20 protein-coding genes are annotated in these 25,892 nt (G+C 34.8%); 10 read left to right on the plus strand and 10 right to left on the minus strand.

The window, feature by feature from the left end; all coding sequences use genetic code 11:
- Nucleotides 1-28 precede the first annotated feature (28 nt).
- Nucleotides 29-874 carry an immunodominant staphylococcal antigen IsaB family protein gene (gene isaB, locus AST02_RS06760; RefSeq protein ID WP_069816731.1) on the minus strand — a complete coding sequence of 282 codons (846 nt, stop codon included), beginning with the start codon at nucleotides 872-874 and terminating at the stop codon, nucleotides 29-31.
- Between the two features lie 352 nt (nucleotides 875-1,226).
- A complete protein-coding gene (locus AST02_RS06765) occupies nucleotides 1,227-1,820 on the minus strand; it encodes a histidine phosphatase family protein (protein WP_069816733.1) in 594 nt (197 codons plus the stop codon).
- Between the two features lie 269 nt (nucleotides 1,821-2,089).
- Here AST02_RS06765 and AST02_RS06770 point away from each other — a divergent pair, with 269 nt between their 5' ends.
- Entirely contained in the window at nucleotides 2,090-3,304 is a 1,215-nt protein-coding gene (locus AST02_RS06770; protein WP_069816735.1) for a CynX/NimT family MFS transporter, read from the plus strand.
- Between the two features lie 96 nt (nucleotides 3,305-3,400).
- On the opposite strand, the gene AST02_RS06775 is transcribed toward AST02_RS06770, so the two are convergent.
- The gene (locus AST02_RS06775) at nucleotides 3,401-4,003 is read right to left on the minus strand and encodes a poly-gamma-glutamate hydrolase family protein (protein WP_256092388.1); all 603 of its coding nucleotides are present in this window, start codon (nucleotides 4,001-4,003) and stop codon (nucleotides 3,401-3,403) included.
- A 442-nt stretch (nucleotides 4,004-4,445) separates the two neighbouring features.
- Between AST02_RS06775 and AST02_RS06780 the strand changes: the two genes are divergently transcribed.
- Both AST02_RS06780 and AST02_RS06785 read left to right on the plus strand, forming a co-directional pair.
- Nucleotides 4,446-4,979, plus strand: a complete 534-nt coding sequence (locus tag AST02_RS06780) for a hypothetical protein (RefSeq protein WP_069816739.1) — start codon at nucleotides 4,446-4,448, stop codon at nucleotides 4,977-4,979.
- Between the two features lie 187 nt (nucleotides 4,980-5,166).
- A complete protein-coding gene (locus AST02_RS06785) occupies nucleotides 5,167-5,904 on the plus strand; it encodes an alpha/beta hydrolase (protein ID WP_069816742.1) in 738 nt (245 codons plus the stop codon).
- Nucleotides 5,905-6,016: 112 nt separating this feature from the next.
- On the opposite strand, the gene AST02_RS06790 is transcribed toward AST02_RS06785, so the two are convergent.
- Nucleotides 6,017-6,388 carry an iron chaperone gene (locus tag AST02_RS06790; protein WP_069816744.1) on the minus strand — a complete coding sequence of 124 codons (372 nt, stop codon included), beginning with the start codon at nucleotides 6,386-6,388 and terminating at the stop codon, nucleotides 6,017-6,019.
- Between the two features lie 129 nt (nucleotides 6,389-6,517).
- Entirely contained in the window at nucleotides 6,518-7,822 is a 1,305-nt protein-coding gene (gene brnQ, locus AST02_RS06795; protein WP_069816746.1) for a branched-chain amino acid transport system II carrier protein, read from the minus strand.
- A 297-nt stretch (nucleotides 7,823-8,119) separates the two neighbouring features.
- Here brnQ and AST02_RS06800 point away from each other — a divergent pair, with 297 nt between their 5' ends.
- On the plus strand, nucleotides 8,120-9,451 hold the full coding sequence (locus AST02_RS06800; protein ID WP_176723018.1) for a sodium-dependent transporter: 1,332 nt from the start codon (nucleotides 8,120-8,122) through the stop codon (nucleotides 9,449-9,451).
- Nucleotides 9,452-9,844: 393 nt separating this feature from the next.
- On the opposite strand, the gene ilvD is transcribed toward AST02_RS06800, so the two are convergent.
- Complete coding sequence (gene ilvD, locus AST02_RS06805) at nucleotides 9,845-11,545, minus strand: dihydroxy-acid dehydratase (RefSeq protein ID WP_069816750.1); 1,701 nt, start codon at nucleotides 11,543-11,545, stop codon at nucleotides 9,845-9,847.
- Between the two features lie 479 nt (nucleotides 11,546-12,024).
- Between ilvD and AST02_RS06810 the strand changes: the two genes are divergently transcribed.
- A complete protein-coding gene (locus tag AST02_RS06810) occupies nucleotides 12,025-12,810 on the plus strand; it encodes an arylamine N-acetyltransferase family protein (RefSeq protein WP_069816752.1) in 786 nt (261 codons plus the stop codon).
- 160 nt (nucleotides 12,811-12,970) lie between these two features.
- Entirely contained in the window at nucleotides 12,971-13,942 is a 972-nt protein-coding gene (locus AST02_RS06815) for a LysM peptidoglycan-binding domain-containing protein (RefSeq protein ID WP_069816754.1), read from the plus strand.
- Nucleotides 13,943-14,097: 155 nt separating this feature from the next.
- On the opposite strand, the gene AST02_RS06820 is transcribed toward AST02_RS06815, so the two are convergent.
- Nucleotides 14,098-14,367 (minus strand): hypothetical protein, encoded by a 270-nt coding sequence (locus AST02_RS06820; RefSeq protein ID WP_069816756.1) that lies wholly within the window; start codon nucleotides 14,365-14,367, stop codon nucleotides 14,098-14,100.
- A gap of 208 nt (nucleotides 14,368-14,575) precedes the next feature.
- On the opposite strand from AST02_RS06820, the gene AST02_RS06825 reads away from it, so the two are divergent.
- Together AST02_RS06825 and AST02_RS06830 are read left to right on the plus strand one after the other, a co-directional pair.
- Entirely contained in the window at nucleotides 14,576-15,427 is an 852-nt protein-coding gene (locus AST02_RS06825; RefSeq protein WP_069816758.1) for a GNAT family N-acetyltransferase, read from the plus strand.
- Between the two features lie 109 nt (nucleotides 15,428-15,536).
- Nucleotides 15,537-16,781 carry an ammonium transporter gene (locus AST02_RS06830; RefSeq protein WP_069816760.1) on the plus strand — a complete coding sequence of 415 codons (1,245 nt, stop codon included), beginning with the start codon at nucleotides 15,537-15,539 and terminating at the stop codon, nucleotides 16,779-16,781.
- Between the two features lie 65 nt (nucleotides 16,782-16,846).
- Here AST02_RS06830 and AST02_RS06835 read toward each other — a convergent pair whose 3' ends face one another.
- From AST02_RS06835 to gltC, 3 genes are all read right to left on the minus strand, one after another.
- Nucleotides 16,847-17,632, minus strand: a complete 786-nt coding sequence (locus AST02_RS06835; protein ID WP_069816762.1) for a YibE/F family protein — start codon at nucleotides 17,630-17,632, stop codon at nucleotides 16,847-16,849.
- The gene (locus AST02_RS06840; protein WP_069816764.1) at nucleotides 17,629-18,741 is read right to left on the minus strand and encodes a YibE/F family protein; all 1,113 of its coding nucleotides are present in this window, start codon (nucleotides 18,739-18,741) and stop codon (nucleotides 17,629-17,631) included. The genes AST02_RS06835 and AST02_RS06840 overlap by 4 nt, the downstream gene beginning before the upstream one ends.
- 94 nt (nucleotides 18,742-18,835) lie before the next feature.
- The gene (gltC, locus tag AST02_RS06845; protein WP_069816766.1) at nucleotides 18,836-19,723 is read right to left on the minus strand and encodes a glutamate biosynthesis transcriptional regulator GltC; all 888 of its coding nucleotides are present in this window, start codon (nucleotides 19,721-19,723) and stop codon (nucleotides 18,836-18,838) included.
- A 136-nt stretch (nucleotides 19,724-19,859) separates the two neighbouring features.
- On the opposite strand from gltC, the gene gltB reads away from it, so the two are divergent.
- Together gltB and AST02_RS06855 are read left to right on the plus strand one after the other, a co-directional pair.
- Nucleotides 19,860-24,359 (plus strand): glutamate synthase large subunit, encoded by a 4,500-nt coding sequence (gltB, locus tag AST02_RS06850; RefSeq protein ID WP_069816768.1) that lies wholly within the window; start codon nucleotides 19,860-19,862, stop codon nucleotides 24,357-24,359.
- A gap of 19 nt (nucleotides 24,360-24,378) precedes the next feature.
- Nucleotides 24,379-25,842, plus strand: coding sequence for a glutamate synthase subunit beta (locus tag AST02_RS06855; protein WP_069816770.1), 1,464 nt, complete (start codon nucleotides 24,379-24,381; stop codon nucleotides 25,840-25,842).
- Nucleotides 25,843-25,892: the final 50 nt, after the last annotated feature.

Here is a 25,892-nt window from a genome sequence, read left to right on the forward strand (position 1 = left end):
ATAATCAGGTCCTTTTTGTTATTGCTTATTAACTTATCATCACTTTCATTAAAAAGCCTTGTTCGTCGAAGTGTGCTGTATACATACCATGATTTGTTTCATAAGTTATATATGAGCCGTTTTCTGTTTGTCCTTCGTCAGACATGTGGTTAGACATATGTGCTTTTTTGAACATTGCTTTGCTTACTGTATCTGCTTTAGTATCAAAAGTGATATTAACGACTTGACCATCTTTATTCATATCAACCATTGTGTCATTCACTTTTTTGCTTGTAGCTACATCTTTATCGTTTGTTGCAGTGTTAACTTTGTATCCGTCAATCATTACATTATCGTATTTTAATGCTCTTACAAAATCATAATCTTGAGTAAAATGGCCATCATATGTTGTGTAGCCTGTGTAATTATAATATGGCATCATAGCTTCTTCCATGTTACCCTTCATCATATTACCTTGCATGTCGTTCATGCCTTGATTCATGGCCATATCGTTGTGATTCATATTACCTTGCATGTCGTTCATGCCTTGATCCATGGCCATATCGTTGTGATTCATATTGCCTTGCATGTCGTTCATGCCTTGATCCATGGCCATATCGTTGTGATTCATATTACCTTGCATGTCGTTCATGCCTTGATCCATAGCCATATCGTTGTTATTCATATTGCCTTGCATGTTGTTCATGTCTTGATCCATAGCCATATCGTTTTCCATTGGCATGGCTTGTTGTTGCATATTGTTGTTCATGTTATTTTCTTGAGGATTCATTGTATCTGCATGTGCAGTGTTATTTCCAATTACGCCATTTCCTGCTCCTACTAAAAATCCTGTAGCTGCGACTGTTGATGATAATACTAATAATTTTTTATTCATAATGCTTCACCCCTATTTTAAAATTTTAAAGTAATTCATGTTGTCTAACCTTAATTCTTATGAGATTTTATCTACCAAATTAAATCCCAAATAAGCTTACACAACTAGCCCCCTTTTTTAATTTCACTCAATAAATATACGTTTTCTTTTTAGATAGAGTTCACATTTTACAAAGTTTCTTCTGATTATTTTTAAAACGCTCTATTTATTCAATCTACTTACTGCTCTAAAGTATTGTCATAGAGCTGTATAACAAAAAAACGGTTAATCATAACAAAAAGTTATAATTAACCGTTAAAGATATAAAATTCATTTTCAAGCTACATTATTCATAATAATTATAAAATGACCGTTACTTTTTCCCTAGTGAAGAATGCGATGGTAAGTGTGCCGCTTCATTATAATTTAAAATTGTGGCTTGCTCGTTCGTTAGTTTAAGTGTACTTAGACTGCCATTAGACAATCTCGGCGAATCAGTGCTAATTTCTCCATTAGAATAGTAAGAAAATACTGCTTTAATAAATGCGCCATGAGAAACAATTAGGATTTTTTGATCTTTGTATTGTTCTATAAGTGAATTTATCCCATTAAGAAAGCGATTTGTTACGAGGTGTGCTTGTTCTTTGTTTGGGTAAAGTCGATCGGGATATAACGCTGTACGTTCTTCTGTTGATAATCCCTCAGCATCACCGAATGAAATTTCAATAAATGCCTCCATTTCTATTAAAGGTATATTAAGTTGTTGCTGAATAATTTCAGCTGTCTTTTTTGCTCTCGCTAATGGGCTCGTGATGATAATATCCCATTCTGAATGATTTAGAAATTGGCTGCATGCTTCTGCTTGTTTAATGCCTGTATGGTTTAAAGGTACGTCTGTACGACCTTGTAATTTCCCTGCTGTATTCCAATCTGTTTCTCCGTGTCTGATAAAACAAATTTCCGTCATTGATATCAACCTTTATTGTAGTTTTTTTAATTTGAAATCATATCATTACTCCATGTATCTTATAGATTAGTTTCTCATGTATGTATCAATTTTACAAAAGTAGTTTTGCAATTAAAAATTTAGCATCTTTAAATTTATTCAGTATTGTAGTAACGTAATTAGCAATAGTATAAATAGGTCACTATAATATTTTTTATTAATTAGGTAAATTGAATGATATGGAATATATAAAACTTTAAAATTAATTTATTGTAGAAAGGTGGTATAAGATGTCTGAACTTTATCGTACACACAGAATTAATGAGCATTGGGGCGTCATTATAGCTATTGTTTTTATTGCTTCTACCTTAAGAGCACCACTTACTTCTGTAGGTCCTGTAGTCGAAGAGATTAAACAGGTGATGGAAATTGGTAATAGTGTAGCGGGTATTTTGACTACGATACCACTGATTATCTTTGCGATTGTATCGCCACTCGTATCTAAAGTTACGTCACGCTTAACGATGTCGCGCACGATATTTTATTCTACGATATTATTGATTATTGCGCTGCTTTTACGTATCGCTGGTGATTTTAATCTGTTTATTATAGGAACGTTATTGTTGGGTATTGCGATTGCATTTGGAAATGTCGTCTTGCCAAGTTATGTTAAATGGTATTTTCCAATGCAAATTGGATTAGCAACAGGTATTTATAGCGGAACGATGAATTTCACGGCGGGTTTAGGTGGGGGACTAAGCTTCCCCTTATCTGAAATGTCACCTATAGGATTCAGATTGTCCTTATCATTTTGGATTATCTTTGGTGTCATTGCTTTATTACTGTGGATACCCAAAGCGCGTACTGGCGCCAAATTGGAGCAAGAGACAGTGGACCAATCGAAACTAGAGCCTTCTAAAAAAGTGAATGTTGTAAAGTCTAAATTAGCGTGGATGGTCGCATTGACGATGGGATTTCAGTCGATGGTGTTCTATACGATGGTGGCATGGGTGCCTTCAATTCTCATAGATAGAGGGTTAGAACCAACCACAGCAGGCTATCTATTAATGTTAAATCAATTCTCTCAAGTTCCTATGACTTTTATATTTCCGATTGTTGCTTCTAAGTTGAAAGACCAACGCATTTTAGTCGTGATTATTACAGTATTATTCTTAATCGGATTTAGTCTGTTCTTTACACAATCGCTCGTGTTGCTAATCATCGGTATTGTGATTGCAGGTTTAGCGATGGGCGCATGTTTCAGTTTGTGTATGACATTCTTCTCGATTCGTGCACATACAAGTGAGGGTAGTATTTCTCTCTCAGGGTTTGGACAATCTGTCGGTTATTTAATTGCTGCAATTGGACCATTCCTAATTGGTTATCTATATGATGCGACTGGAAGTTGGAATTCAGGTATTGTTGCATTAATCATTATGTCGATTTTAATCTTTATTTTTGGCTATCCAGCCGCTAAAAATAAAGTGGTTGAAGATGAGACGTAATAAAATTCGGAAAATAAATGATAAAAAACGCAGTCGTTTGAGTTAAAAAAGCGACTGCGTTTTTATGTTAGCTTAAAGTAGCATTTTCAATAAAAATTATTCGTGTTCATGTATTGCTGTTTGTATTGCTTGAGCAAAGTCATACATTGCAAAGCTCCAATTACTTTGATCTTGCCTAGAATTCATGGTTAGATCTTGGTTGTTAAAGAAGGATTGTCGTAGTCCAGTCGTTAATTCTAACTGTACACCTGCACCTTGATTATTTTTATTGGCAATATTTTCATCAGCTTCACCTTCTAAATGACTAGGTGATGTTTGTACATCAAATTCTTTAAGCTCTAATTGTTCTTCAATAGACGCTTTTAAAGCATCATCTTTGCCACCAATATAAACGATAGGCGCTTCGCCATTTGCACCATGAATCATGACGGAATTTGATACTTGTTGTTGCATATCTTCTATTATAGGTTCATCAAAGTTAACTGAAGTTACATGTAAATTTGCGTTGTTTGTTGAACGAATGCCTTGGAAGCTATAGTAATTATAAGCCCCTTTAGTAGCAGTTAGTTTTGCTACTTCAGTAGTTCCAGGTTCGATATTACCGCCATGTATTGCTGCAATAAGTGCGTTGCTTTGGTTGTTGTTATAGTTGAGCTCCCAGTCGCTACCTTCTTCAGTGTCCTCCATAAGTTCAGTCATTGACGTGTATAAATCATCGGCATAAATTGCTTTAGGGGATAAAGTTAGAAAAAAGTAAAAAGTAAAAAAACATAGAGTAGAAAATGTGGTGATTTTTAAAAATGAGGTGACTCTTTGATTAGAATTATACATACGACAACTCCTATTGATATTAAATCATATTTTATAAATATAATATTATCATACAATTGTAAATGCTATAAAACATTTATAAAATTAAAAATATATGTTGGGTTGTAAAAAGTAAAAGTTCATTGTACAATAATTGTTCGTGCCCACGGGCATGATAACTAGAGGCAGGTCTGTAACATGCCCTTGGGCATGTTAACAGACTTCCTCTTAGTTACGAGCTGCCTTTTGGTGGCTCGTTATTTTTTTTGAGTGTAAAATATGTTACAATGCAAATCCTGCCTCTTAAATAGAATAACGGAGGTTTACAATTATGATAAATATTATTTCAGCGATTGGCTCACTTGGTACATTTATAATGGCACTGTTTTACTTTATCTCAGTCAGTGTGCAACTGTACCAAATGAAAATCAGTTTTTTACCGGCGCTCGGTTTTAATCAAATACTGATTACTAGAGACCATGATGAATTAAACTTAAGAAATACTGCTATTGATAGTGATGAAGACCAAGACTTTTTGAAATTATATAACTTAGGTGGCGGTGCTGCTAAAAATATAAAAATCGAAATCTATCTTGGTAATCAAGACATCTTACAAACAAAATATGTTAATATTTTACCTAGTAAAGAAGGTTATTTGTTACCGATTAATAAAGACGTTTATTCAGAAATTGAAAGCACAATTAAGAATAATGGTTATGAATCTGATTTAAATGTGAGGATAACTTACAAGCATAATGTAAGTAGAAAAACACAAGAAATACATTTAAACGGTAAAATTGATACTTTTAATGCGTATGATGAAAAATCAATATATGAATTACAATTCTTTAACATGAACGAATAACTAAAAACTAAGAGAAGTTATAAATGTTAATAATTCATTAAAATATCCCCTTCAAAATTAACACGTAAGCGTGTTGGATTTTGAAGGGGATATTTATTTTTAAAAAGAGTGATAGTTTATATGCTTTGTACGCATTATGAATTTGAATTACAATAAATGGTGAATCTAAATTTTGGAGTGACAAAAGATGATAAATGTTAAGGCACCAAACCCAATATTTTTGGAGAATAATGAAGCGGAACGGGCTATATTATTATTACATTCATTCACGGGTACGGTAAGAGATGTAAAATTATTAGCTACTAAATTACATAAAGCGGGTTTCACATGTTATGTTCCCGCATACAAAGGTCATGGTTTAATGTTAGACACGTTGATGGACTATGATATTGAAGATTGGTGGCAAGATGTATTAGATGGTTATCAATTTTTACAGGATAAAGGGTATTCAAGTATTGGTGTCTGCGGTATCTCATTAGGTGGTATATTATCACTCAAATTGGCAGAGCATCAACCTATAGATGCAATAGCTATTATGTCTACACCATATAGAAAAAGTGATGCTGGTCTCTCAGGTAGATTGACCTATTATGGTCAACGTATGGGAGAGTTGGTTGGTTTAGAACAATCGGAGGTAGCACAACAAATTAAAAATATTGAGCGTTATGGAGCAGGACTTAATCAGTTTCAAATCGTAGTTGAAGATGTGATGTCAAAATTAGACCGAATCACTGCTCCCATTACTATCAAATATGGTGAACAAGACGATGATGCTTATGAAACGAGTGCGCGCTATATCTATGATCATATTACGCATGAACAAAAAGAAGTGCAAGGTTATGCGCCATGCAAACATTTAATGACTTATGGTGAAGGCCATATAGAAGTAGAACAAGATGTGATTGCATTTTTCGAAGATTATTAACTTTTAAGCATGAGAAATGTTTGAGATATAAGCTTTCAGATAATTAAAATAATGGTTTCTACTGAAATATAGTAGAAACCATTATTTTATATCTTTGACTATGAAATAAATGTTAAGTTCTCCAAAATGTAGAGCAATCAGCTTTATCATCGATGTTGAATTGAATCATGTCTTTTAACAATGTGTAATCGACCTCTTGAGTCCATTTTATTCGAAATAAATTGTTCGTTTGTGAGTAACCAGCGGCATCGATACGTTCGCTAAATTCAGTCATGCATTTCGCTTCAGGTGCAATTGAAAATTGCTGTTTTGCTTTACTAAAGCCGAGAATAAAAGTACCGTGATCTGTGAACATAGGCTGGTTCCATTTTATGGTTGTCTCAAGATTAGAAAATGTTTCTGAAATCCAATTAAAAATCTCAGTCATTGTTTTTTTGTGTTTATCATTATCTATAGTTTGTAAAAATTCATTGAAATTATCCATGTAACATCTCATCCCCTTTTAAAAATATAACTAAAATAAATTTCTTTGCATAATATCCATTTTAGCAAAACTACTTATGACAAGCCATTATACAGTGAAATAAGGAAAGTCTAGACAACGAAATCAAATTTATAACGATTTTGCTGGTTTGTTTTTTAAGAAAAAATCTATTATTAATCCAATGATAAGTAAGACTATAAAGGGTATGAGCCAACTTAATTGAATATCAGAGAGTGGTAACACTTGATATAACGCATTCAGTGGTTGGAATAATTTGAAATCATTGAGTATCTGTAACACCGAAATAATTAAAGTCACGATAGTAGGAATGATAAACGCAAATTTCATTTCAAATGGAATGAAAATACTTACTAATGAAATAAGCACCAATACAATAGATGTTGGATATATAAACGTTAACAACGGTACTGCAATTTGTAATATCAGTTCTAAACCTAACGTTGAAACTAAAAAGCCCAATAATGAAAAGATAAGTACGAAAATTTTATATGATATTTTCGGTAATTTTTTCATCGCAAAGGCCGCACATGCGTTTACTAATCCAACACAAGTAGTTAAGCAAGCTAATATAACGATGACCCCAAATAACAGATTGCCGAATGAACCGAATACACGTAACGAATTAAATGTTAAGATGCCAGTGCCATCTTTAAAGCCAGCTTGAGTGGTTGTAGCACCTACATAAGCCAGTGCAAAATAAATGACTAATAATAAAATAGCAGAGATCAAACCAGCTTTAATTACGTTTTTAACGAGTGTTTTTTGATCGGTGATGCCATTCATTTTGAAGCTTTGCACAATCACAACAGAAAAGGCTAGCGCAGCCACAAGATCCATTGTAAAGTACCCCTCTAAAATACCTGATACGAGTGGAGTTTGTGCATAATCACCACTTGCTTGGCCAATTGAACCTTCTGGATTTATGATTACTAGGATACATAAAATAGCTATAATAAGTATTAAAATTGGCGTCAGATATTTACCTAAATTATCTATAATACGATTTGGATATAATGCGATAAAATAAACAATTAGGAAAAATATGACTGAAAATACGATTAATGTAAAATGGTTATGTACTGGTAAAACATGATTTGTTCCAATTTCGTACGCAACATTTGCAGCACGTGGGATACCATATAATGCCCCGATAGATAAATAAATGAAGATCGCAAAGATTGTCCCGAAAATAGGGTGGACTTTGTTCCCGATACTTTCAACGCCGCCATTCATATAAGCAACGACGATTACTGTAAGATAAGGCAATAAGATGCCTGTTATAGCGAATCCAGTCATAGCAACCCACATATTTTCTTGAGCTGTATAACCTAACATAGGTGGAAATATTAAATTTCCTGCTCCAAAGAAAAATGAGAATAACATTAGACCAGAAATTAAGATGAGTCTGTTCATTTCTAATACCTCGATTTAAAGGAAATTTACTTGCACAAAACACAAGCAACTTTAACATATATTACTTGTTAATTCAATAAGATGTCAGATAATTTTCAATATTAAAAGTATTGTGTTTTATAAACGTCATAAAATGTTCAATGTAACAGAACGCTTTCATGTTTTGTCTTAGGTTACATAGTGCGCACTATTCAATGAAATTTATATTGAGACAATCACTGAAAAATGTTATAGTAATTGCTATGTTACTAAAACGCTTTAACGCAATGAAGTTTTCTAAAACACAAAGGATGTAAAATTATGAGTAAACAATCACAATGGAAGTCGTCGACGGGCTTCATTTTAGCAAGTGCGGGATCTGCTATAGGACTAGGAGCAATGTGGAAATTTCCATATATGGCTGGTATATATGGCGGGGGCGCATTTTTATTAATGTTTTTAATATTTACGATAGTTGTCGGACTGCCCTTATTAATGATGGAATTTACTGTTGGTAAGATGGGGAAGACTTATACAACTGTAATTTATGAAAAGTTAACAAAGAAAAAATGGCTGAACGTTATCGGATGGAACGGTAATTTAGCAGTATTCATACTATTTGGGTTTTATAGTGTGATAGGCGGTTGGATTATCATCTATATATTTAATGTTGCGCTTCAAATATTAACCCTTAATGGTGGTCAATTAGGAAATATACAGTTTGAATCTATTATTAGTAATCCTTTCTTAACGATTACTGGGCAAGGCATCTTTATATTGTTAACGATGTTTATTGTGATGATGGGCGTTGAAGAAGGTTTAGAAAAAGCCTCTAAGTTTATGATGCCACTATTATTTATCTTTTTAATTGTTATTGTTATCAAATCGTTAACACTTGAAGGGTCATTTGAAGGTTTAAAATATATTTTACAACCACGTCTAGAAGAAATTTCTATGGAGGGTGTCTTATTTGCACTTGGGCAATCCTTCTTCACATTATCATTAGGGACGACGGGCATGATTACGTACGCAAGTTATGCTTCAAAAGAGATGACGATTAAGACTTCGGCGATTTCTATTGTAGCAATGAATATACTGGTTTCAATTTTGGCAGGTTTAGCTATATTTCCTGCAATTTCAGCATTCGGCTACAGCCCAACAGAAGGGCCTGGGTTACTATTTAAAGTATTACCAAAAGTATTTGATCAAATGGCATATGGACAAGGATTTTACCTAATCTTTTTAATCTTATTCTTATTTGCAGCACTTACTTCTTCAATTTCACTATTAGAATTGAACGTTTCGAACTTCACAAAAAATGATAATGCAAAACGTAAACCAGTTGCATTTTATGTAAGTATATTAGTGTTCGCAATCAGTATTCCAGCAACACTATCGTTTGGAAGTTTAGGTCATATACAATTTGCCGCAGGTACTATTTTTGATAATATGGACTTTTTAGTTTCGAATATATTAATGCCACTGGGAGCATTAGGAACAACACTAGTTGTTGGTCAATTATTAGATAAAAATGATTTGAAAGCACATTTTGGTAAAGATAAACTCAGATTATTTATACCTTGGTATTACTTAATTAAATTTATTTTACCTGTAGTAATTATTTTGATTTTTGTAGTGCAATTCATATAAAAATTTAATATGACTCAGTTAACACTACCAATAAGGGCCTGATATTTAATTAAATATCAGGCCCTTAAAGCAATTTTAGAAGTTATTTGCCAGTGAATAAACCGATAATTTTTTTGATGATATCAATGATAAAGCTCATATAACTCACCTCGCTTTGTTTTGTTATCTTCACTTTAATATAATTGCGCTTAATTTTGTTTATAATTTCTTAAATAGTAACAAATTATTCGTAAGTGTGAATAATTTGAAAAATAAAACGACAACGCATGCAAAAGTGTTTTTCACGATTCTTTTTTTAAAATATCCGAAAATAAAAAGCATTACCATAGAGAACAGGATAAATGTTCATTATGATAATGCTTTAGTTAAAATGGATAGAAACGTTTTAATATATTAGTCTGTGATAGCGCCTTTAGAAGCAGAAGACACGAGTTTAGCATATTTTGCGAGTGTGCCTCGTGTAGCTTTTGATGGTGGCGCCTGCCATTGCTGACTACGACGTTCAAGTTCTTCATCTGATACATCAAAGCTTATTTCAAGATTTTCAGCATCGATTGTAACTGTGTCGTTTTCTTCTAGTAAGGCCATTGGTCCACCTACCATTGATTCAGGAGCAGCATGTCCGATTACTAGACCATGTGAACCACCTGAGAAGCGGCCATCTGTGACTAAAGCAACAGATTCGCCTAATCCTTTACCTACTAAAATAGATGATGCGGATAACATTTCAGGCATGCCAGGTGCACCTTTAGGGCCAGCATAACGGATAACTACGACGTCGCCAGGTTTAATATCGTCATTAAGAATCGCTTTTGTCGCTTTAGATTCAGAATCGAATACACGTGCAGGTCCTTTAATATAAGTTACACTTAATCCTGAAATTTTAGCAACTGCGCCTTCTGGTGCAAGATTACCTTTTAAGATAACAAGTGGTCCAGTTGCATGTTTAGGCTTATCAAAGTTAATAATTTCTTTATTATCAGTTAAGCCAGGTTCGTTTTCTAAGTTTTCGGCAACAGTTTTACCAGTTACTGTTAAGCAGTCGCCATGGATTAAGCCATTGTCATAAAGTAATTTCATTACTCCAGGAATACCACCTGCTTCATCAAGATGTGCCATAACGTATTTACCGCTTGGTCTTAAGTCAGCAATGTGTGGTACGCGTTTACGAATTTTTTCAAAATCGTCAAGTGTCAGATCTACTTCAATCGTATGTGCAATAGCTAATAAATGTAAAATAGCATTTGTAGAACCACCTAGGGCCATAACGACTGTGATTGCATTTTCAAACGCTTCTTTTGTCATGATGTCTTTAGGATAAATATCTTGTTCTAATAATTTATAAACTGCTTTTCCGGCAGCTCTACTATCTTTCATTTTGTTTGTCGATACAGCTGGATGAGAGGCACTTCCAGGTAAACTCATGCCCATCGCTTCTATAGCTGAAGACATAGTATTTGCAGTGAACATACCACCACAAGCGCCTGCGCCAGGACATGCTGCACATTCTACTTTATGTAATGCTTCTTTGTCGATTTCTCCATTATTGTACTGACCTACGCCTTCAAATGCTGAAACGGCATCTAAATCTTTGCCATCTAATTTACCAGGCATAATCGTGCCACCAAATACGAAAACAGCAGGTAAGTTAAGACGTGCAATGCCGATCATACAACCAGGCATATTCTTATCACAGCCACCGATTGCCACAACGCCATCTAAATTCTCGGCGCTTACTACAGATTCGATTGAATCAGCAATAACTTCACGACTTGGTAGTGAGAAACGCATGCCATCTGTACCCATGGAAATACCGTCAGAGACAGTGATGGTGTTGAAAATAAGTGGTGAGGCACCAGCTTCACTAATGCCTTGTTTAGATGCACGCGCTAAACCATCAATGTGCATGTTACATGGTGTTACTTCACTCCATGTACTTGCTACACCAATCATCGGTTTTTTAAAATCTTCATCTTCAAAGCCAAGTGCACGTAGATAGGAACGGTTAGGTGTACGACTTACACCTTCACTAATGACTTTGCTGCGGATACGCAAATCTTTTTTCTCTTCTGTATGTTCTGTTTCTTTAGTCAAAAAATTACCTCCATTAATAAGTCTATATTGTATGAATACTCTGAAAATTTAAAATAATCAAATGTTTTGTTCACTAAAAATATTTAATCCGTTTTTTAATGTAACCTGCATAGAAGTGTAAAATAGTTATGAATTTAAAATCACAGTGCTACATAGGGCTGTTGAGCCATTCGTAAAGCACTTTTTTTAAAAATCATACTATATATGCTAAGTAAATTGAAAAATGGTATTGAATATACACAGTATCGGTATATTTCCCTCATGTCAATATTAAAATGATTTATACAAATTATCATAACACCTATGATATGAAAGCAGCATGTGAATACTAAGTATTTATGAAACTACAACATTTTAAGGTGGAGACACAAATTACATGACGCTTTCCACAAAACAGTCTGTTTGTCTGAAGTAGATTAAGTCGGCTAAAATAGTATTGTATAAACAATAGACTATCGTGTTAGAAGGGGTAACGGTAAATGACAAACTTTAAACGATTGGAAACGTACTTAAATATTAATTCTGATTATTACAATAAAGTCGATTTAGAGACGTTGAATCATTATATTCACCAATATATACTACATGTGCCGTTTGAAAATATTAATGTTCAAAATAAGCAACCCATCGCACTAGATGATGAAACGATGCTTCATAAAATCATTCGAGCGCATAGAGGTGGTTTTTGTTATGAACAAAATAGATTGTTTCATAGCTTTTTAAAGGAAAAAGGTTTTGACGTTTATATGATTTCTGCAACTATTAATACAGGTGAAGGATGGGCAATGGAAGGGTCTCATATGGCTTTGATTGTACGTTTAAATCAGCATAAATATCTGATCGATGTTGGTTATGCGGATGTACCTAAAAAAGCGATGCCACTTATTAAGAATCAAAATGAAGTGAGCGATGTAAATGGTACATTTCAAGTGATACATATTGATGCGGATACGATTGAAATGCAAAAGTATAAAACAGATGATTGGGAAACACAATATAGAGCAATTGATATATCTAAAACGATCAAAGATTTTGCAGCGGGAATTGAATTTAATCAGCATCATTCAGACTCTATTTTTGTTCAAAAATTATTGGTTAGTAAAGCCAAAACATACGGCAGAGTTACATTATCTAATGCACATTTAACGATATCAAAAAATGGAGAAGTTCAAAAAATTCCAGTAACCCAAAACAATTATCAAGCTTTACTAAGTGATTACTTTGGGATAGACGATATTCGGATTCAAACATTTGAACAGCATTAAATGAATTGAGAATTATGAAGGCGTTTATATTACGAGTAGTTCTTGTTTGTAATATGAATGTCATACAAATAATATACTCACGCCCAACTTTAAGCTGTATAATAATATAGTGAGCAATGAATGATAAAATGTAAAAAGAAATATTGGGAGGTTTACATAAGTGCGTAAAAAAATAATTGCAACTGTAATAGGGACAAGCGCGATAGCGGCTGTAACTTCAGTAAATGCTGATGCTGCAACAACTTATAAAGTTAAGAGCGGGGACTCTCTGTGGTCAATAGCAAATAAATATGATATTTCAATTTCAAAATTGAAATCGTTGAATAATTTGACGTCTAACGTTATTTTTCCTAACCAAACATTGAAAGTTTCTGGTTCAACAAGTACATCAACGAATACATCATCAGGATCAACATATACAGTAAAATCTGGAGACACGTTATCAGGTATCGCTGCTAAACACGGTACGACTTACCAAAAAATCATGAACTTAAATAATTTATCAAATACTAACATTTATCCAGGACAGAAGTTGAAGGTATCGGGAACAGCTTCAACTGGTGGTTCAAGTTCATCAGGTGGGACGAGCAGTGGTAGTACAACGACATATACAGTAAAATCAGGCGATTCTTTATCAGCAATCGCTGCAAGATATGGCACGACTTACCAAAAAATCATGAGTTTAAATGGTTTATCAAATACTAATATTTATCCAGGACAGAAGTTGAAAGTTTCAGGGACAGCTTCAACTGGTGGATCAGGTTCATCAGGGTCTACAGGTTATAACACACCGATATTTAATCATTCCAATTTGTATGACTGGGGCCAATGCACATGGCACGTATTTAACAAACGTGCACAAATTGGTAAAGGCATTAGTACATATTGGTGGAATGCTAATAGTTGGGATACTGGCGCGGCAGCTGATGGTTATACAGTTGACCATAAGGCAACAGTGGGATCTATTTTACAATCTGATCAAGGTTATTATGGTCATGTTGCATTCGTAGAATCTGTTAATTCTAACGGTAGTATTACTATTTCAGAAATGAATTACGGTGCATCACCAGGTATTGTAACTTACAGAACGATTCCTGCATCACAAGTAAGTTCATATAAATATATTCACTAATTTGAAAAGTGCTTCTGATGTATTTTAAAACGAATACGTTAGAAGCATTTTTATGTTGTTTTTTAAAAAAATTGCCAACAGAGCGCGTGTCCCTGTTGGCAGATTGATTTTATAGTAATTAGTTGTGAAAAGGTGTTAATAAAGAAAATGAGAGATTATGCTTCTTTACGTATAGATTGTACACGTTTAGCAGTCGTGAATAATGTGCTAGCTACTGTGAAAGTTGAAAAAACTTTAACGAATTTACGCGGTGATTTTAATGCTGTATAAAAATCGAGTACCGCACCTGCACTTGTGATTGCCATGCTAGCGTAAAGTAATTTTTTGTTTTTTGATTGATAGGCGTACCAGTTGAAACCTTCTACGGCAATACCTACAAAATTGATTGTATTAGAAATGCGATTAATGCTTGGTTTTTTAGCCATTTTTATTGTATCCTCCATTTTGAAAGTGAATATATTGTTCAATATTATAACATTTTATGAGTTGATTGTTATGTTCCACACTGTGATGTTGCTCTAAATGAGATGTTCTCGAATAATAAAATATGATAACATAAGCGCAGTTAGTTTGAAAATGGTACGATTATTTCCGTATAAATAAAAAATTGAAATACGTTTGGAGTGCGTAGTTATGATTAAATGTGTTTGTTTAGTTGTTGAAGAAAATGACGAATTACTACTAGTACAAGCTAGAGATAGAGAGAAATATTATTTTCCAGGCGGTAAAATAGATGGTGATGAAACTTATAAGCAAGCATTACAGAGAGAGTTGAAAGAGGAACTGCAAGTTGATGTATCGGAAAACTCGCTCATTTATATGGACACAGTTATTGGAGATGCTTATCCACAGCACAATGAGCAGACAGAACTGAATTGTTTTTATACAACAGAACAAATAGATTGGTCTAATGTTGCAACTGACCAAGAAATTACAGATGTAAAATGGATTCATAAGCTAGAGTTCAATAAAATCGCACCTGCAGTAGTGACTTGGATAAATGAACAATTAGAAAATATATTTATGATTCCATATAGTGCAGAACTTGTTTCAGATATTGAAAAAATCACAATTACGTCAGGAGACCATCAATTTACTAAAACGCCAAAAGTGAATATTGAACTTGCGCAACGCGACTCGGAACGTCATCCTGTACTCGTATATAACGACGAGCAACAATGTATAGGTTTTTTTACACTGCATGAAGGTGCAGGTGTAGCGCCTTATTCATTAAATAAAAATGCAATGTTTTTTAGGTCTTTTAGTGTAGATGCACATTATCGAGGACGTGGTTATGGAAAACAAATTATTCAAGCGTTGCCAGAATATATACATCGCCACTTTCCTAATATCGATGAAATTTGCCTGGCGGTCAATGATAATAATGAAGTAGCTCAAAAATTATATCGACAGTGTCATTATAACGAAGTAGGTGAAACCTTATTAGAAGGTAGACCTGTTTATATCTTACAGCAACAAATATAATCAACTTAAAAATGCGTCATGTAAGTTAACATACAATGTTAATTTATATGACGCATTTTTGCTATTCATTTTGACCGGGGGTATGATTTTGATCAAAGGAGTGATTTAGATGAATATGAATGATACTTTATTTTTATTTTTGTGTACGTTACTTGTATGGTTAATGACGCCAGGGTTGAGTTTGTTTTATGGTGGGCTTGTACAATCTAAAAATGTGTTGAATACAGTTATGCAAAGTATGTCTGCGATTGTTGTCGTGACATTCGCGTGGGTTATTTTAGGCTTTAGCTTAAGCTTTGGTCCAGGAAATACTATTATAGGAGACTTTACATACTTGGGGTTAAAACAAGTTGGCTTTAATACACAAGATGATATTGCTACGCATATTCCTATAGCGCTTTTTATGCTGTTTCAATTAATGTTTTGTACCATTGCTGTATCGATTTTGTCAGGATCAATTGCAGAAAAAATGAAGTTTATACCCTATTTAATTTTTGTATTTTTATGGGTTCTTTTAGTTTACAGTCCAGTTGCACATTGGGTATGGGGAGGTGGCTGGATTCATAAATTAGGTGCGATAGATTATGCAGGGGGTACAGTAGTTCATATTACATCAGGAGTATCAGGACTAGTATTGGCCTTGATGATAGGTGCAGGGAAAAATTTTGATAAACGACCACCTCATAATCTTATTATTACGCTAGTAGGTGGCATATTAGTATGGGTTGGTTGGTATGGGTTTAACGTGGGAAGCGCATTAACATTCAATGATATTGCTATGACTTCTTTTGTAAATACTGTTTTAGCAGCAAGTGCAGGTTCGTTGGGATGGTTGCTTATAGAGTACATTATGAAAAAAACAACAAGTTTGATTGGTATGTTATCAGGAATGTTAGCCGGTTTAGTAGCAATTACGCCTTCTGCCGGATTTGTAGACTATATGAGTGCAATAGCGATTGCATTGATTGGTGGCGTTAGTTGTTATTTTGCAATTAATTATATTAAAGTGAAACTAAAATATAATGATGCATTGGATGCTTTTGGTATACATGGTATCGGTGGTATTATCGGTGCAATTTTAACAGGTGTCTTTCAATCTCATAAAGTGAATGACGAAATAGTAAATGGATTACTTTTTGGTGGCAATTTACAAACTGTTTGGGCACAATTGATTGCAGTTTTTGTAACAGTTGTTTTTAGCGGTTGCTTAACGTTTTTAATTGCAAAAGGAATAACATTATTTAGTGCTTTAGGCACAGACAAAGTCGAAGAAGTAAATGGATTGGATTATGTTGTTCATGGAGAACGTGCTTATTTCAGTGGAGAGTTAAATAAATTTAATAAGCTGCCTTAATGGATTGAAGAAAAAATAAGTCAAAACCACTCATCTAATATTTAATACAAGATGAGTGGTTTTGTTTATTTATACGTATGCTTTATAGGTAATTTCATTTTTTGTTCCTTTTTGATTAATAGCGAGGACAGCCAAGCCGTAATAGGGATGCTTATCGCAATCGCAATACCGCCTAATAAAATAGAGATAAATTCTTGAGCGAATATTTTAGAATTAATGATATGAGCAAAGGAATAATTTAATTTGAAAAACCAGAAAAATAATGTGAGTTGGCCTCCAAAATAAGCGAGATAAATTGTATTAGCTGATGTGGCTAAGATTTCTCTGCCTACACGCATTCCTGAATAAAATAGTTCTTTTTGAGTTAAATCAGGGTTGGTCTCACTTAATTCATACATGGGTGAACTAATTGTAATAGCTAAATCAATGACAGCAGCTATGACTGCAAGGACTATGGTGAAGACCATGAATTTAACCATGTCTATACCGATATTCATAGAGAAAATGTACGTTTCATCTTGTTGCTCAGTTGTGAAACCTTGTAGGTTACCGATAGATACAGAAAAGTAGATGGCTGCAATCAAGATGACTGTTGTTAGAATCGTTGCGTAAAAAGCTGCCTGTGTCTTGGTATTATAACTATTAAGTACAAATAGATTACACGCTGCGATAACGATACAAAAAATTAAGGTTACAAGATAAACCGGTGCGCCAAACATAATGATAATCAAGCTTATTAATAGGATGACAAAGTTTAAGAATAATGTCAGATAAGAGATGAGCCCTTTTTTACCACCAAAAATAAGCATGAGTATGAACAGTATAATACCTAAAATTGTTATTGCACTCATTGTTTAGCACCTCGCATTTTGAACCATACTTGCATCAATAATATTGTAATAGGAATTGTTAAGACGATACCAATACCGCCTGTAATTGCCCGGGAAATTTCTAATGACCAATTCATAGAGATTGTGTAGGTAATGGTATTTGCATTTTTTAAATAAATAAGTAACATCGGTAAGCTTCCAGATAAATAAGAGAAGAGTAAAATGTTGGTCATCGTCCCCATAATATCTTGGCCAATATTTCGTCCGGCAAGTGCCCAACGCGTCATACTAATATGAGGTGTTCGACGTAGGATTTCAGTCATCCCGCTTGCAATTGTAATGGCGACATCCATTACTGCACCAAGTGACCCAATCATTACCGATGCGAGAAAGACTTCTTTAGGTGGTAATGTTAAGAAACTCATCGTTTCAAATTTTAATCCTTCGCCACCAGTCATTTGAATTACTAATTGTGTTAACCCAACGCATATAAATGTACCAAGCAAGGTACTAACAATAGTAATGAGTGTGCGCCATTGCCAACCCGTAACTAGCAATAAGGTTAATGTAGTAGATATGATAACTCCGATACTCATTAGACTGAATAAAGTCATAATATGGAATTGGTTATAAATATAAATCGCTAGAATGACGACGGCTGTGTTAATTGCCAAAGATAAAATGGATTGAAGTCCGATTTTCCTGCCTACAAGAAGTACCGTTAATAAAAATAAACCTGTCACGGCTACTACGAGGCTATCACGCTTTTTCTCTAATATATATGCGTCATTTGGATGTTTATCGATATGTAGTAAGACTTTATTATTTTTAGAAAATTTTTCACTATCTGCTTGAGATTCATAATATTCATGTGGAATCGTTGCAGTTTGACCTTCAAATTTTCCGTTTAAAATTGTAAGTTTCAATGTTTCTGTATGTTTTATATCTTTATTATGATGGTCATCTGTGGTTTTAGATGTAGATTTATTTTCAATATTTGTAATTTGACCAATAGGTGTATCGTAAAACTTAGCGTTTACAAATGTGAAAATAAACAACCCAATAAATATGATGCAAAACAACAATAATACCCAATTGAAAGGGCGTTTGATTAGTGTTTTGATTGGCATCGCTCTAATTCAATCCTCTCTTTATAGACAATGCGATTATACGCGTCTCATATGTTGAATTCAACGATTTATAGGTTTGCGTATGAATTTTGAATTAGTGATACGTTGTACTACGACTCAACAATTGATCGATCATTGAAAGTATTAAGCGAATGTCGTTTTTACGATTATCTTGGCGCATCACACTACAAATTGTGCGTTTTAGCTCTGTATGTCCGAGAGAGATGTCCACCCATTTATCAGGGTTCTTCTCTAGTAGGTGATAGGAAGCTGCGATAATATATCCACGCTCTTTATTTAAAATGTATTGTGCGAGTTGTGGATGGGTAATGGTACGTATTGGTTTTACTACAATATTGGCTAATATTTGCTTGATATGCGGAGGTAACGGATAAAGTTCGTAAATTATTTTGTCTGAGAACTGTACTAGAGGCGGGTGAGTTGCCATAGTAATTGGTGCGTCTTTAGGGGCGTAGACGTGGTAGTTTTCCTCGAACAAAGCATTTACTTTTAGTTCGCGATTTTGTTTGATGTCATTTGATAAATCGGTAAATGCAATATCGATTTGATCAGTGGTTAAAGCATTTAAAATTTCACTTTCTTCCATTAGAATAGGTTCGACAATTGAATCGCTCTGATTTTCAAAAGATTGTATTAATAGCGTGAGTACTTGTGAGATATAACTTTCAACATAACCGATACGAATAATAAAATGATTGGATTCTGATTGTTTATGAAATAGACGGACAGTTTCGTCGAATTGATCTATAATTTTAGTTGCTTCTGAAAATAATTGCTTCCCTTCATCGGTAAGATAAATATTGCGGCCTTCTCTATTAAATAATTTAACTTGTAATTCTTTTTCGAGTTGCGTAATTTGACGACTTATTGCAGATTGTGCGATTTCTAATTCAAGTGCAGCTTCTGATAAATGCTCTCTTTTTGCGACTTCTATAAAGTATTTTAGTTGTTTGATTTCCATTGTATCCCCCAAATTCAAAAACATTCTAATAATTAGAATAATATCATCTATTTTATATATTGAACAGATTGATCAACTACTATATAGTTTACTTACTAATTTAATATTCAGAATTTTCGAAAAAGAGGTGAAGATCATGCTCGAATACAATAAGAAAATTGGCTTATATGATAGTCGTGAGGAACATGATGCATGTGGTATTGGCTTTTATGCCAATATGGATAACGAAAGGAACCATGCTATTGTCGAAAAATCATTGGAGATGCTGCGTAGGTTAGATCACCGTGGCGGTCTTGGTGCAGACAGTGTGACAGGTGATGGTGCAGGGATTATGACCGAAGTGCCATACGATTATTTTTCAAAACAAACGGACTTTAATTTGCCTGAAGAAGGTCAATATGCCGTTGGGATGTTTTTTACAAATGAATCGATTGCTGGTTCTCAGCACGAGGCACAGTTTAATGCACACTTTGAAGCGGAAGGATTAAGCGTAATTGGTTATAGAGATGTACCTGTAGACATTAATGCAATTGCTTCACATGTTGCCGATACAATGCCTTTTATTCAACAAGTGTTCGTGGCATTAAATGATGTTTCACATGTAGATCGTAAATTATTTTTAGCGCGAAAACAAATTGAAAATTATGCGAATCAGCAACAACTAGATTTATATTTTACAAGTCTGTCGAATAGAACGATTGTATATAAAGGATGGTTGCGTTCGGATCAGATTAAGGCTTTATATCAAGATTTGAATCACGAATCTTATGTTTCGAAATTAGGACTTGTTCATTCGCGTTTCAGTACAAATACCTTTCCAAGTTGGAAACGTGCACATCCTAATAGATTACTTATGCATAACGGTGAGATCAATACGATTAAAGGTAATGTAAACTGGATGCGCGCTAGACAAGATGAGCTGATTGAAACTATTTTTGGCGACGAAAAGGACAAGGTAAAAGAAATTATTGATGAAGATGGCAGTGACTCGGCTATAGTCGATAATGCTTTAGAATTTTTATCATTAGCTATGGAGCCTGAAAGAGCAGCGATGCTCATGATTCCAGAGCCTTGGTTATACAACAAAGCTAACGATGCGAATGTACGTGCTTTCTATGAGTATTATAGTTATTTAATGGAACCATGGGATGGACCGACGATGATTTCGTTTTGTAATGGAGACAAGATTGGTGCTTTAACGGATAGAAATGGCTTAAGACCAGGACGTTATACTATAACGAAAGATAATTACATTGTCTTTTCATCTGAAGTTGGTGTTGTTGATGTACCTGAAAAGAACGTTGCGTTTAAAGGTCAGTTGAACCCTGGGAAGTTATTACTTGTTGATTTTAACCAACATAAAGTGATTGAAAATAATGAGTTAAAAGCAAATATCGCAGATGAACTGCCTTATGAAAGTTGGTTAAACCAGTTTAAAGTAGATTTGGATTTAGAAAATGTGACGTATAAATCATCTGAGTGGGATAGTGCAACATTGAATCGATTGCAAAAACAATTTGTCTATACCAAAGAAGAAATGGATAAATACATGACAGAACTGGTTGATAATAAAAAAGATCCAATCGGGGCAATGGGTTATGACGTACCTATTGCAGTATTAAACGAAAAAAATGAAACACTTTTTAATTATTTCAAGCAATTATTCGCTCAAGTAACAAACCCGCCTATTGACGCTTATCGTGAAAAAATTGTCACGAGTGAGTTAGCTTATTTAGGCAGCGAAGGGAATTTGTTAAATCCTAATGAGGATGTGTTAAATAGAATTCAGCTTAAACGTCCTGTGATGACAGAAGCGCAACTTGAGGAAATTGAACAGAGTAGATTTAACGTAAAACATCTATCAACTGTTTATAAAGACGATTTAGAAGCAGCATTAGACGCTTTAGGGGGTAAAGCGATACGTGCTGTTAAAGAAGGCAGTGAAATTTTAGTATTAGATGATCGTACACTTGTAACAGAAAAAGGTTATGCAATGCCTATATTACTTGCGGTGAGTCATATTCATCAATTGCTTATCCGAGAAGGCCTACGTATGCGTACGAGTATTGTTGCTTTGTCAGGAGAAACAAGAGAGGTACATCATGTTGCATGCTTATTAGGTTACGGTGCAAACGCGGTAGTACCTTATTTAGCACAACGTACGATTGAACAATTGGTCTTGAGCCAACGTTTAGAAGGGGATATTTCTGAAAATGTTCAAACCTATACACATACCTTGTCTGAAGGTGTCATCAAAGTAATGGCTAAGATGGGTATTTCTACAGTTCAAAGTTATCAAGGGGCACAGATTTTTGAAGCTGTAGGACTTTCAAATGAAATTGTAGACAAATATTTCACTGGCACACAGTCCAAGTTATCTGGGATAACGATGGATTTAATTGATAAAGAAAATAAAGCGAGACAAACACCTGAGAGTGAATACATTGAGTCAGGTAGTACGTTCCAATGGCGCAAACAAGGACAACATCACGCTTTTAATCCAACTTCGATACATTTATTGCAACATGCATGTCGCTTAAACGATTATGAAAAATTCAAAGCATTTTCAAATGAAGTTAATCATAAGCGAACAGACCATATTCGTCATTTGATGGAATTTAAAAAGCAGAAATCAATAGATATCGATAAAGTTGAACCTGCGAGTAAGATTGTACAACGTTTCAATACTGGAGCGATGAGTTATGGTTCGATTTCAGAAGAGGCACATCAAACACTTGCAGAAGCAATGAATCAAATGGGCGGTAAAAGTAATAGTGGTGAAGGCGGCGAAAATCCTGAACGTTTTGTAATAGATGAAGAAGGAAAAAATCGTTCAAGTGCTATTAAACAAGTTGCTTCAGGTCGCTTTGGAGTAACGAGTGATTACTTACAACATGCAAAAGAAATACAAATTAAAGTTGCGCAAGGCGCTAAACCAGGGGAAGGCGGACAACTACCAGGTACGAAAGTATATCCATGGATTGCGGAAGTAAGGGGTTCAACACCAGGTATTGGCTTAATATCACCACCGCCACATCACGATATTTATTCAATAGAAGATTTAGCACAATTAATTCACGATTTAAAAAATGCCAATAAAGATGCAAATATTACAGTTAAACTTGTCTCTAAAACAGGTGTCGGTACGATTGCGGCAGGTGTCGCGAAAGCATACGCTGATAAAATCGTAATCAGTGGTTATGATGGTGGGACAGGAGCATCACCTAAAACAAGCATTCAACATGCAGGCGTGCCATGGGAAATTGGTCTATCAGAGACGCATCAAACCTTAATGATGAACGGCTTAAGATCAAGAGTGAAAGTGGAAACCGATGGCAAATTACTTACAGGTAAAGATGTCGCTTATGCATGTACATTAGGTGCTGAAGAATTTGGTTTTGCCACTGCACCGCTAGTAGTTATGGGATGTATTATGATGCGCGTATGTCATAAAGATACATGTCCAGTAGGTATCGCTACACAAAATCAAGATTTACGCGCGTTATTCAATGGTAGAGCAGACCATGTAGTTAATTTCATGCATTTTGTAGCGGAAGAATTAAGAGAAATATTAGCTGAACTCGGTTTGAAATCAGTCGATGAATTAGTAGGGAGAACGGATTTATTACAACGAAGTAGCCAGTTATCATCACGTCGCTCTAAAGCAGCTACTATGAATGTTGAAGCGTTGTTGTATCAACATGAAGGTGACAGATTTAATAAAATAAAACAAAATCATCATCTTGATGAAGGGTTTGATTTAACGAGATTGTATCCTGACGCACAAACAGCTATTGAAAAAGGTGAAGCATTTACAGGTAAATATAAATTGAAAAATGAACAAAGAGACGTAGGTGTAATCACTGGTAGTGCAATTACTAGAATTCATGGCTCTGAAGGTTTACCTGAAGACACGATTTATGCCCAAACACAGGGTCATGGTGGGCAAAGTTTAGCAGCATATACGCCTAGTGGATTAACGATTCATCATACAGGTGACGCAAATGATTACGTTGGTAAAGGATTATCTGGCGGTAAGATTATTGTGAAAGCGCCGAATAAACATCGTGAAAATGAAATTATTATTGGTAATGTTTGTTTTTACGGTGCATCACATGGTAAAGCGTATATTAATGGTAAGGCAGGAGAACGTTTCTGTATCCGAAATAGTGGTGTACAAGCAGTTGTCGAAGGTATTGGCGACCACGGGCTTGAATATATGACTGGCGGACGCGTCGTTATACTTGGAGATGTAGGTAAAAACTTTGGCCAAGGTATGAGTGGCGGCGTGAGTTACATTTTCCCATCAGACGTTGAAGCTTTTAGAAAAGAACATAAATTAGACAGTCTAGATTTCGATACGATTAGTGTAAAAGCAGAGCGTGAAATTTTGAAAGACATGCTACAAGCTCATGTTAAATATACACAGAGTACAAAAGCACAAGCTATTCTAAATGATTTTGAAAATGTGGCACAAAAAGTAGTCAAAGTAGTTCCGAAAGACTATAAATTAATGATGCAAAAAATAGAATTACAAAAACGTGATTCGAGTGAATTAGATGAAGCGTTGTTGAATGCATTTAATGATAAACGTACAAGCTTAGCATCAGAAGAACAGCAGACTGCCGTATATTAACCATAAAGGGGGATTTGTCATGGGCGAATTCAAAGGATTTATGAATTATGACAAACAACAATTAGATGAATTGTCATTGGTTGAACGTATAAGTAATCACGATGCCTTTCAACAGAGGTTTACTAAGGATGAAGCAGCAGAACAAGGTGCACGTTGTATGGATTGTGGGACACCATTTTGCCAAACGGGGGAGCCTCATGGAAAAGAAACAATTGGTTGCCCAATTGGGAACTACATTCCGGAGTGGAACGATCTCGTTTATAGAAAAGATTTTAAAACAGCATATGAACGCTTGAGTGAGACAAATAACTTTCCAGAATTCACGGGTCGCGTTTGTCCTGCACCTTGTGAACAATCGTGTGTGATGAAAATTAATCGTGAATCTGTTGCTATCAAAGGAATTGAACGTACGATTATTGATGAAGCTTATGAAAATGGCTGGGTTAAACCAACAAAGCCTGAGCAACGTCAATCCGAAACAGTAGCAATCGTCGGCAGTGGTCCAGCTGGGTTAACAGCGGCAGATGAACTAAATAAACTAGGATACAAAGTAACAGTATATGAACGTGCACATGAAGCGGGTGGGCTTTTAATGTATGGTATTCCTAATATGAAATTAGATAAGGATGTCGTGCGCCGTAGAATTGAAGTGATGAAACAATCAGGTATTGAATTTATGACAGATACAGAAATTGGTGTAGACGTAAGTCGTGATGAATTAAATGAACGACACGATGCAATTATACTTTGTACAGGTTCACAAAATGCGAGAGATTTACCATTAGAAGGACGCATGGGATTTGGAATTCACTTTGCAATGGATTACTTAACTGAACAAGGCCAATTTTTAAATGGAGAAATTAACGAACCTGAGATTTCAGCTAAAGGAAAAAATGTCATTGTAATTGGTGCTGGTGATACAGGTGCTGACTGTGTAGCGACAGCACTGCGTGAAAATTGTAAGTCTATCGTTCAATTTAATAAATACACAAAGCAGCCAGAAGAGATTACATTTGATGAAAATACGTACTGGCCATTAGCAATGCCTGTGTTCAAGATGGATTATGCACACAAAGAATATGAGGCGCGTTTTGGTTTTGAACCACGTGCATATGGTGTACAAACGATGCGTTACGATGTTGATCGTATCGGCAATGTAAAAGGCGTTTATACTCAAATACTTGAAGAAACAGAAGATGGGATGGTCGTGGTGGATGGCACAGAACGTCACTGGCCAGCAGATCTAGTCTTATTGTCTATCGGTTTTGTCGGTACAGAAACGACCGTCCCTCATGCTTTTGATATTCAAACTAAACGTAATAAAATAGTGGCTGATAATAAAGATTTTAGAACGAATCAACCACACATATTTGCAGCGGGCGACGCGAGAAGAGGTCAAAGTCTTGTGGTCTGGGCTATTCAAGAAGGAAGGGCTGTCGCAGATTCAGTAGATGCTTACTTAAAAGAAAAAGCACTTGTATAGTGCTGAAATTTTAATTGACTTTTGAAACGGGCTATAATATTATAAATAAT

It is taken from the genome of Staphylococcus equorum, from assembly GCF_001747895.1.
Classification (GTDB): Bacteria; Bacillota; Bacilli; order Staphylococcales; family Staphylococcaceae; genus Staphylococcus; species Staphylococcus equorum_A.

Coding starts and splice junctions, on each gene's coding strand:
- brnQ (WP_069816746.1), bottom strand. CDS start 7,822: ATGAACAGACTCATCTTAATTTCTGGTCTAATGTTATTCTCATTTTTC.
- AST02_RS06830 (WP_069816760.1), top strand. CDS start 15,537: ATGAATATGAATGATACTTTATTTTTATTTTTGTGTACGTTACTTGTA.
- isaB (WP_069816731.1), bottom strand. CDS start 874: ATGAATAAAAAATTATTAGTATTATCATCAACAGTCGCAGCTACAGGA.
- gltC (WP_069816766.1), bottom strand. CDS start 19,723: ATGGAAATCAAACAACTAAAATACTTTATAGAAGTCGCAAAAAGAGAG.
- AST02_RS06775 (WP_256092388.1), bottom strand. CDS start 4,003: ATGACTGAACTTATGGAGGACACTGAAGAAGGTAGCGACTGGGAGCTC.
- AST02_RS06780 (WP_069816739.1), top strand. CDS start 4,446: ATGATAAATATTATTTCAGCGATTGGCTCACTTGGTACATTTATAATG.
- AST02_RS06835 (WP_069816762.1), bottom strand. CDS start 17,632: ATGAGTGCAATAACAATTTTAGGTATTATACTGTTCATACTCATGCTT.
- AST02_RS06785 (WP_069816742.1), top strand. CDS start 5,167: ATGATAAATGTTAAGGCACCAAACCCAATATTTTTGGAGAATAATGAA.
- AST02_RS06820 (WP_069816756.1), bottom strand. CDS start 14,367: ATGGCTAAAAAACCAAGCATTAATCGCATTTCTAATACAATCAATTTT.
- AST02_RS06770 (WP_069816735.1), top strand. CDS start 2,090: ATGTCTGAACTTTATCGTACACACAGAATTAATGAGCATTGGGGCGTC.
- AST02_RS06825 (WP_069816758.1), top strand. CDS start 14,576: ATGATTAAATGTGTTTGTTTAGTTGTTGAAGAAAATGACGAATTACTA.
- gltB (WP_069816768.1), top strand. CDS start 19,860: ATGCTCGAATACAATAAGAAAATTGGCTTATATGATAGTCGTGAGGAA.
- AST02_RS06765 (WP_069816733.1), bottom strand. CDS start 1,820: ATGACGGAAATTTGTTTTATCAGACACGGAGAAACAGATTGGAATACA.
- AST02_RS06840 (WP_069816764.1), bottom strand. CDS start 18,741: ATGCCAATCAAAACACTAATCAAACGCCCTTTCAATTGGGTATTATTG.
- AST02_RS06790 (WP_069816744.1), bottom strand. CDS start 6,388: ATGGATAATTTCAATGAATTTTTACAAACTATAGATAATGATAAACAC.
- AST02_RS06810 (WP_069816752.1), top strand. CDS start 12,025: ATGACAAACTTTAAACGATTGGAAACGTACTTAAATATTAATTCTGAT.
- AST02_RS06855 (WP_069816770.1), top strand. CDS start 24,379: ATGGGCGAATTCAAAGGATTTATGAATTATGACAAACAACAATTAGAT.